The sequence below is a fragment of the Virgibacillus sp. DJP39 genome, assembly GCF_049310925.1.
Taxonomy (GTDB): Bacteria; Bacillota; Bacilli; order Bacillales; family Amphibacillaceae; genus Virgibacillus_F.
This window is the reverse complement of record NZ_JBMERP010000119.1, coordinates 1-7,878: the sequence shown is the minus strand read 5'-3', so window position 1 is coordinate 7,878 and position 7,878 is coordinate 1. Positions and strand designations below refer to the sequence as shown.

Sequence of the window (7,878 nt, the reverse complement as noted above, 5' to 3'; positions counted from 1 at the left end):
CTCCCTGATTGCGACTTTTCTTTTTTGTTTCTATAGTGGTAAAATCAGTACTAGTTTGCTGGTCTAATAATTGGAAGCTTTTCCATAAGAATCTTTCCATCAATAGTTAGAAAACTTTGCTTATCGAAAAGCACTAGTTGCACTTATGCAGAAAGAAAGGACTTTTAAAGATGAAAATCGGAACGAGAACCATTAAAACTGCTTTAGGTTCAGGCCTTTCTATGTGGATTGCTGTTGCACTTGGACTGGAATTTCCAACATCTGCAGCAATATTAACGATTTTGTGTATTGAAAAGACAAAAAAACGATCAATAAAAGTATCTGTTAATCGTTTAATTGCTTGTTTTATTGGAATACTAGTCAGTGCACTAGTTTTCGAAACCATTACCTACCATCCATTTACATTTACTCTAGTAGTTTTAATCCTGCTTCCTATATTGGTCCGGTTTAAGATTCAGCAAGGTTTTGTGTCAAGTACTGTAATTATTTTACATATTTTCTTGTTGGAAAATATAAGCATGCCAATACTTTGGAATGAGACCAAGCTTATTCTAATTGGGATTGGGGTTGCACTTTTTATGAATACATACATAGCTAGTTCTCAAAATGAATTAAGCAGTTATCAGAGACAAATAGAAAAATACATAAAACAAATTCTTTCTGAGTTTTCATTATACCTAAATAACGGCGACAGAGGTTGGACAGGAAAAGAATTCATCTTGTTAGAGGAAATTATTTTAAAAGCTAAAGATATAGCATTACTCGATTATGAAAACCAGCTACTCAACAAAGATAAAAAGTATCTGCTGTACTTTCAGATGAGAGAGCGGCAAGAAGAAGTATTAAAAAGAATGATGCAACTAATCTCTTCGATAAATTCTGACGTCGTCCAACGTTATATCCTTGCAGAGTACTTCGAGATATTAAGTACACATGTTACAACTGGAAATAACACGGACATTCATATGAAGACGTTAGAAGCACAAAAAAAGCAAATGGATGATATGGAGCTGCCAAAAAGCAGAGAAGAATTTATAACACGCGCTACCTTATACCAATTGATAAACGAAATAGAATCGTACCTACGCGTTAAAAATAAGTTTTTTGAGCAAGGAAAAAATCAGTTCACGAATGAAATGAAAGTTTAATATTAATCTCTAATAAATGAGAACAAAATTTCCAGTAATGATTACTGGAAATTTTGTTCTATTTACTGTCACGTTGCAAGTTTTTTCTTTTTTCGAAGTGCTTTAGGAATATAGACACAGTATGGTTCGCTTTCCATATAATCACCTGTTACATTGTATGCTCTTGATCTTGACCCACCACAAACATGTCTAAATTCGCACACACCACACTTACCCTTGTATTTATCTGGATTTCGCAGGTTTTGAAACACCTCTGATTCCCGATAAATTGTTGCTAGTGGAGTTGTTCTGACATTCCCTGCATTGATTGGCAAGAGACCACTGGGGAAAACATCACCAGTATGGGAAATAAACACAAAACCATTACCATCATTTACGCCTTTTGGTGCACGTCCAAGTCCATCAATTTGGCCAGTTTTACCACTCATTAATGCATCTTCATACCGAATTGTATCACCGGTACTTTCCTGTTCCCGCATCTTATTTTGGATAACAACGCGACGGTAGTGCTGGGCGGCTGTTGTTTTGATATCAAACGGAACTTTTTTTGATAATTGATATAGCCATCGCAAAACCTTTTCATGTTGCGCTGGTGAGATCATATCACTTTCTTTCCCACGCCCAGTAGGCACAAGAAAAAATACGCTCCAAAGTACACAATTAAGATTTTCTACCATTTCAGCCATTTCATCTAAATAATCCACATTGTACCTTGAAATTACTGTATTTATTTGTAGAGGCATTTCCAACTCATGTAAGTAATTTATCGCATTCATTGTTAAATCAAATGAACCAGATGTTCCCCTGAAATGATCATGTACCTCTGCACAATGTCCGTCGATTGAGAAAGCCCACCTTGAAAGACCTACATCTTTTGCTTTTTCCATCGCTTCTTTTGTAACATTTGGTGTTGCAGAAGGAGTCATGGAAACTCGTACTCCCTTTTTAACTGCGTATTCAGCAATATCAAAAACATCTGGCCGCATTAATGGATCACCACCAGTGAAAACGAGCATTGGATTATTCATTGCATGTATATCATCTATTAATTTCTTTCCCTCATTAAATGTTAATTCCCGTGGATCACGGTGGTATTGAGCCTCGGCTCTGCAGTGTAAACACTTTAATTCACATGCTCGGGTCAACTCCCAAATCACGATGAATGGATTTTCATTATAGTCTTGTGGAAACATGTTAGCCCTCCTAAATATCTGCTACATAAAGTGTAGACCTTTTTGAAAGGTTTGCATGTGACATTTTTCACTATTTGATTATGTTCATGAAATGGACAAATCTAAAGTCACTGATTATCTAATGCTATTACTCATACTTTGCCAATCGAAACTCTCCATAATTCCGGGCCTTCTTCTAAGTATTCCCATGAAAAGGTATCTTCACGTTCAATCATAAACTGATAATGGAGTGGTTTTGGGTCATGGTCATTAGAAAGCTCCATAAACTCTCCTGATTTTAAATCATCAAATATCTCAAGGATTCTTTTGTGTCTAATCCTCGGTTCAACTTCCGGCGCGTGTAATTTTACGGCAAACTGTGTATTACTCATATTTTTTCCCTCCAGGTTCTAATGTATTATTTTTTTAACACTTTTATAATAAGTCTTATTTTAACTCCAAGGTGTGAGCGAGCGCACACCTTGGAGTATTTGACAAAATTTCACATTTAAAATTATACATACCCCTGCGACGTGGTAGAATAAAGGTAATTATGTAAATAGAAAAGGGGTGCGAGTATGAAATTTCAATCCATACAGGAGCTGTTGCAGAGCTTCACTCTATTTAAAGGTTTAACAGACGATGAGATGAAACCTGTCATTGAATTAGCACATCAACGCACATATACTCATGGAACTCATATATTTATGCAGGGTGATCCACTGAAAAATGTTTATTTTATTCACCTTGGCAAGATTAAGATATACCGCACTGATTTTCGTGGCAATGAGCAAATTGTTAATATTCTACAGCCCGGTGACATGTTTCCGCATCTAGGTTTTTTCAGGAAAGACGATTGTCCGGCACATGCAGAAGTTCAGGAAGATGCAGTATTAATCCATATCCCTATAACTTCCTTCGAAAACTTTTTAATAACTCACCCTGAAATCTGTGTTAAACTATTTCGCGTACTAGGTGGTAGAATAGTAGACTTACAAAATCGGCTCGAAGAAAAAATTCTACATAATACATACGAACAAGTAATTATGCTTCTCTTAAGACACGCTAAAGACTTTGGGAAACAAACCAAAGATAATAAGGTTAAGATTACAACACATTTTACAAACCGTGAGCTTGCAAATATGATTGGTTCTACCCGTGAGACTGTTAGCCGTACACTTACACAGCTAAAAAAACAGAATTTGATTACCACAGACAAAGCAGGGTTATTCGTTTTCGATACTAAACTACTGCAAAGTGAACTTTTTTAAGCATCAAAGGCATCCCTGATAATCTCCCGGGGCTGCCTTTTTTTGATGTTTCCTCTAGTGCCTTAGTGCCTGGCACCGTATACGTGATTTAAATCACTACTTTTTTAATTGAAAATGATTATCATAAAGGGGATCCTAAACTACAAAAGGGGTGGCTTTAATGAGAGACAAAGATATTGTTGAACTTGATGTGCGCGAGGATTTACGTTTAAAAAAGGAGCCTTTTGATAAAATTATGGATACTGTAAAGGACATAGCAGATGGTGAGGCTTTTATCCTGCACGCGCCATTTAATCCCGTTCCATTACATGCAGTGTTGAAAAGGAAAGGCTTTGAACATGAACTTGAGAAAATAGAAAAGAAGCATTGGAAAATTACTTACACTAAAAAGGGGCGAATCGAATGATTATTGATAACCGCGGACTTGAACCACCTCAACCAATGATGCGCACCTTAAAAGCACTGGAAAAAATAGAGCAAGGTACATCTCTTTCCATTATAAATGACCGACGACCAATGTTTTTATATGAAGAATTAGACGATCGGGGATTTCTCCATGAAACAGAGGCTCAGAAGGATGGCAGTTTCAAAATAACAATCACAAAAACAGGTGAAGAGTAATGGCGGCTGGCAGCATCCAATCAGACACAAATATAAAACTACCTTTAGCATTTATCCTTTACGCGTTAGTCGCACTTGTCGTATCACAACTGATTTTCTTCCTTAACAGCGATGTTCTGGCAATGGGCTACTTTCGGGTACCTGACATTTGGATGGGAGCACACTTTCTACTGCTGGGATATGCTGTAATGATTGCAATGGGAGCAATGTACCAGCTAGTGCCTGTTGCATTTCTAACTAATATATGGAATCAAAAGTTTGGTTTTATCCAGTTCTTCATAACTGCTGTTGGTGTTACAGCATTTACCGTGCTGCTTGGTATCAAGTCAGAATACGCTATTGTTGGTGGAATCATTGCAATCATTGGTACCATTATGTTTATTATTCAAATGGCAAATACCATAGTAAAACAAAAAACAAAAAATGTTTCTAAAAAATTTGTAATTGGTGCAATTACGTGCTTCTCCTTAACAATTATTGCAGGTTTTATATTAGCCTGGAACCTTTCATTTGGTGGATTCGCAAACCATAATACTCTTCTTTCTTCCCATATTACGCTTGGTGTTGCAGGTTGGTTTACTTTATTGATCTTCGGATTTTCATATAAGTTAGTTCCAATGTTCAGTCTGTCCCATGGTTTTTCAATGAAATGGGCAAATCGAGCATTTGTGACGTATGTAGCAGGATTGGTGACCCTAATCAGTTCATTCTGGGTTGGAAGTGAGCTGCTGCAGACAATTGGCTGGTTTCTACTGTTGGCTGGATTTAGCTTTTTTGTTCTGGATATAAAAGAAATTTTATCTAAGCGTATTAAGAAAAAGTTGGATAAGCCATTTTGCTTTTCACTGATTGCAATTGCCAATGGTCTTGTTATCCATACTATTGCATTTGGATTTAGCATTAGTGGTATAGAAAATGACGTAATATGGAGTTGGCTAGTATTTCTATATGTAATGGCCTGGATCATCTTTAGTATCTTGGGATATTTGTATAAGATTGTTCCCTTTCTTTGGTGGACCCATAAATATGCAGATAAAATCGGAAAATCAGCAGTTCCCACTTTGAAAGACATGATCAATGAGAAACATAGTGTTCTGTTATTCATCTTTTTCTTCATTAGTGTTGTTGGGCTGGCCATAAGTGGTGTTTTGTATATTGGCGTACTTGTATTTATTTTTCAAGGGTTGCTTGCCTTAACATCCTTGCTTTATGTATTATCCATTTTTCGTGTATTAACCATGTAATTAAGGGGGAAATCTTATGTCACTAGTAACAGAAATTGAAAAATCTTTATTTGAGGTTATTGATCCGGAACTCGGCGTTAACATTATGGATTTAGGACTCATTTATGGAGTTGAAGTTGGTACAGATAATGATGTAAAAATTAACATGACGCTAACAACTCCTGGATGTCCTATGCATGACAGTATAACTATGGGGGTTAAACACCAGCTTGAACAGCTTGATGCCATCGGTGAAATTGATGTGAATCTTATATGGGAACCTGCATGGACCCCTGATAAGATGAGTGACAGTGCTAAAGAAATGCTTGGAATGTAAAAAAAAGCAGCTACTAAAAGCGTCTGGATTTAGTGTATATTCTAAATTTGTCACCATAAAACTTTTCGGACTCATCAAAAGTAGTGAAATCATCAACTGCGACTGAATAATAGATTAAGTTGGACGGAAAATTAATTTGTGAAGTAGTGATTTGGCTTTCATTTTCTTCTAAATGTAAAGCACCAAAATCCTTACTAACATTTACAACAATTGATAGTACACCTTCTCCTTTTGCTCTTCTGGGCACTGAAATGTTTTCCAGGGAAATATACTTCCCTTCGCATTTAGTAAGTACTGAAAAGTTCACTGTTTTTCTCCTACCAGAATACAAAATATGTTTAAAATCTAGCTTGCTTTTTTTAGTGTCACAACAACTATTTCTGGACGGTTAAAAATCCTGACTGGAATAATACTATTTCCTAGTCCTCTATTAACTATCATAGTTGTATCACCTATAGTGTGTTTTCCGGAAGTGTATTTAGGAAACACCCCTTGGTTTGGCGCAACTAATCCACCGATGAAAGGGATTCTTATCTGCCCGCCATGAGCGTGACCTGTAAGAACCAAATCAATAGTAAACGTTGCATACAATGAAATTAGCTCTGGCCTATGGGATAATAATAATTTAAAACTTTCATCGTCATCAATTTCATTAATTAAGTTGCTGATAGCTTCTTCAGTTATCTCCTGTTCTGTGTAAGATTCATTTGTTTTTGCAGGGTCATCCCTAGAAGATGAATCATTTCATTTCCTTTATTCAGTTCTTCAACTACATTCCTCATCACATGTACGCCAGCATCTTCAAGTTTGTTTGCTAATGAACTAAACTTTCCTGACTTCCATTCGTGGTTTCCCGTTACATAATAAACAGGAGCCACTTTCACTAACTTTCTCATTAATTTCAGACTGGGTTTATCATCATACCTTCGAGAATCAACTAAATCCCCTGTGAAAACAATCAAGTCTGGTTCAACTTTTTTAATCTTTTCAACCAAATTCCCTTGGTTATCACCAAAAGATTTACTATGCAGATCAGATAGTTGAACAATTTTGTACCCATTAAAACTTGGTGGTATCTTTTTTGAACTAACAGTATATGTAGTCGTTACAATTGAGTTATTTTGATAATAGACAAAAGAAGTAAGCATAACTAGTACAAGCAAAAGGTATAACAATCTCTTTTTCGTTTTTTTCTTGGACTTGACCAATTTTGTTAACCGCCCTCTATCCTATACCTAATTCTTTTTTTAAGTTAGAATTATTTTAAGGTTTCATCGTCACTTGTTTCATCTGAACCCCAGTCATGACCTGATTTTCCTAAATAATATAAAAAACCTGCTGCTGACAATATGGATAGTATGGCAATTGCAATGTTCATTGTTCAAAACTCCCCTTCATTTCATTAAAATTGTGTCCTATGTAATGTTAGAGACATCTTTGGAAAACCTAACGAGTCCAATCACTAAACATGACATACTCAAAGCCCAAACGACCCCTGCAAGTCCAAGCTGAAAGGAATTTTCTTCGGAAGCCATTGGATGACTGTAGTCGGAGGATATTGCCTCCAAGAAAAAATATGCAGCAACTGAAAACAGAATTAAATGCAATAATATCCAGACATATCCTGAACTATAATTTTTATTTTTTGTCCAAAGCAGCACTGTAACTATCATCACGAGTCCTATTACAATAAAAAAACCACCAGTTAACAGACCAATAAACTCTTGTTCTAAAGGCATGTGACTCTCTCCTTAACTTGTATTGTGAATCAACAATGTTAAACCGGTATGTTGGAACAAAAGTCTAATCCAAATCAGTTTTTTGTGAGTTCTTTTCAATACTAGTTGAAATCTCTTCTAACTTCTGAATTATGAGTTTGTCATTGTATGCTTTTACTCGCATAAAGCGTAAAACGTTTATTAAAAAATAAGCAAAAAACCCGTAGATTACAAGAAAAATCAGTATATCCATTGTCAGCTATATCCCTTCTTATTTGAGGCTGTTAATATCCCTACCGGTAGAACGGTCGTTTATATTTCTTTCTCCGAAAATCTTTATCATTATTTTAACATAAAATTCTATTTTATTTCTTTAAAAATTTAGTTA

At 35.8% G+C, this 7,878-nt stretch carries 10 protein-coding genes and 1 pseudogene; 6 read left to right on the top strand and 5 right to left on the bottom strand.

What is annotated here, in order from left to right:
- Positions 1-170 precede the first annotated feature (170 nt).
- Positions 171-1,148 carry an aromatic acid exporter family protein gene (locus ACOI1D_RS20390; RefSeq protein WP_422503903.1) on the top strand — a complete coding sequence of 326 codons (978 nt, stop codon included), beginning with the start codon at positions 171-173 and terminating at the stop codon, positions 1,146-1,148.
- Positions 1,149-1,216: 68 nt separating this feature from the next.
- Here the strand turns inward: ACOI1D_RS20390 and ACOI1D_RS20385 are convergent, their stop codons facing one another.
- The gene (locus ACOI1D_RS20385) at positions 1,217-2,341 is read right to left on the bottom strand and encodes a TIGR04053 family radical SAM/SPASM domain-containing protein (protein WP_422503902.1); all 1,125 of its coding nucleotides are present in this window, start codon (positions 2,339-2,341) and stop codon (positions 1,217-1,219) included.
- A 131-nt stretch (positions 2,342-2,472) separates the two neighbouring features.
- Entirely contained in the window at positions 2,473-2,712 is a 240-nt protein-coding gene (locus ACOI1D_RS20380; RefSeq protein ID WP_422503901.1) for a DUF2249 domain-containing protein, read from the bottom strand.
- Positions 2,713-2,898: 186 nt separating this feature from the next.
- Between ACOI1D_RS20380 and ACOI1D_RS20375 the strand changes: the two genes are divergently transcribed.
- The 5 genes from ACOI1D_RS20375 to ACOI1D_RS20355 all read left to right on the top strand — a co-directional run bounded on the left by ACOI1D_RS20375 (position 2,899) and on the right by ACOI1D_RS20355 (position 5,772).
- Complete coding sequence (locus tag ACOI1D_RS20375) at positions 2,899-3,591, top strand: Crp/Fnr family transcriptional regulator (RefSeq protein WP_422503899.1); 693 nt, start codon at positions 2,899-2,901, stop codon at positions 3,589-3,591.
- A 160-nt stretch (positions 3,592-3,751) separates the two neighbouring features.
- Positions 3,752-3,997 carry a DUF2249 domain-containing protein gene (locus ACOI1D_RS20370; RefSeq protein WP_422503897.1) on the top strand — a complete coding sequence of 82 codons (246 nt, stop codon included), beginning with the start codon at positions 3,752-3,754 and terminating at the stop codon, positions 3,995-3,997.
- The gene (locus ACOI1D_RS20365; RefSeq protein ID WP_422503894.1) at positions 3,994-4,212 is read left to right on the top strand and encodes a DUF2249 domain-containing protein; all 219 of its coding nucleotides are present in this window, start codon (positions 3,994-3,996) and stop codon (positions 4,210-4,212) included. Before ACOI1D_RS20370 ends, ACOI1D_RS20365 begins: the two co-directional genes overlap by 4 nt.
- On the top strand, positions 4,212-5,456 hold the full coding sequence (locus tag ACOI1D_RS20360) for a hypothetical protein (RefSeq protein ID WP_422503892.1): 1,245 nt from the start codon (positions 4,212-4,214) through the stop codon (positions 5,454-5,456). The genes ACOI1D_RS20365 and ACOI1D_RS20360 overlap by 1 nt, the downstream gene beginning before the upstream one ends.
- A 16-nt stretch (positions 5,457-5,472) precedes the next feature.
- On the top strand, positions 5,473-5,772 hold the full coding sequence (locus tag ACOI1D_RS20355) for a metal-sulfur cluster assembly factor (RefSeq protein WP_422503891.1): 300 nt from the start codon (positions 5,473-5,475) through the stop codon (positions 5,770-5,772).
- A 13-nt stretch (positions 5,773-5,785) separates the two neighbouring features.
- Here ACOI1D_RS20355 and ACOI1D_RS20350 read toward each other — a convergent pair whose 3' ends face one another.
- From ACOI1D_RS20350 to ACOI1D_RS20340, 3 genes and pseudogenes are all read right to left on the bottom strand, one after another.
- Entirely contained in the window at positions 5,786-6,079 is a 294-nt protein-coding gene (locus tag ACOI1D_RS20350; RefSeq protein ID WP_422503889.1) for a hypothetical protein, read from the bottom strand.
- A gap of 38 nt (positions 6,080-6,117) precedes the next feature.
- Positions 6,118-6,920: pseudogene (locus tag ACOI1D_RS20345) on the bottom strand (metallophosphoesterase).
- 267 nt (positions 6,921-7,187) lie between these two features.
- A complete protein-coding gene (locus tag ACOI1D_RS20340) occupies positions 7,188-7,511 on the bottom strand; it encodes a hypothetical protein (protein ID WP_422503887.1) in 324 nt (107 codons plus the stop codon).
- Positions 7,512-7,878 lie beyond the last annotated feature (367 nt).

What these genes read in the sequence shown, in the direction of transcription:
- ACOI1D_RS20390 (WP_422503903.1), top strand. Translation starts at nt 171, where the DNA reads ATGAAAATCGGAACGAGAACCATTAAAACTGCTTTAGGTTCAGGCCTT.
- ACOI1D_RS20385 (WP_422503902.1), bottom strand. Translation starts at nt 2,341, where the DNA reads ATGTTTCCACAAGACTATAATGAAAATCCATTCATCGTGATTTGGGAG.
- ACOI1D_RS20380 (WP_422503901.1), bottom strand. Translation starts at nt 2,712, where the DNA reads ATGAGTAATACACAGTTTGCCGTAAAATTACACGCGCCGGAAGTTGAA.
- ACOI1D_RS20375 (WP_422503899.1), top strand. Translation starts at nt 2,899, where the DNA reads ATGAAATTTCAATCCATACAGGAGCTGTTGCAGAGCTTCACTCTATTT.
- ACOI1D_RS20370 (WP_422503897.1), top strand. Translation starts at nt 3,752, where the DNA reads ATGAGAGACAAAGATATTGTTGAACTTGATGTGCGCGAGGATTTACGT.
- ACOI1D_RS20365 (WP_422503894.1), top strand. Translation starts at nt 3,994, where the DNA reads ATGATTATTGATAACCGCGGACTTGAACCACCTCAACCAATGATGCGC.
- ACOI1D_RS20360 (WP_422503892.1), top strand. Translation starts at nt 4,212, where the DNA reads ATGGCGGCTGGCAGCATCCAATCAGACACAAATATAAAACTACCTTTA.
- ACOI1D_RS20355 (WP_422503891.1), top strand. Translation starts at nt 5,473, where the DNA reads ATGTCACTAGTAACAGAAATTGAAAAATCTTTATTTGAGGTTATTGAT.
- ACOI1D_RS20340 (WP_422503887.1), bottom strand. Translation starts at nt 7,511, where the DNA reads ATGCCTTTAGAACAAGAGTTTATTGGTCTGTTAACTGGTGGTTTTTTT.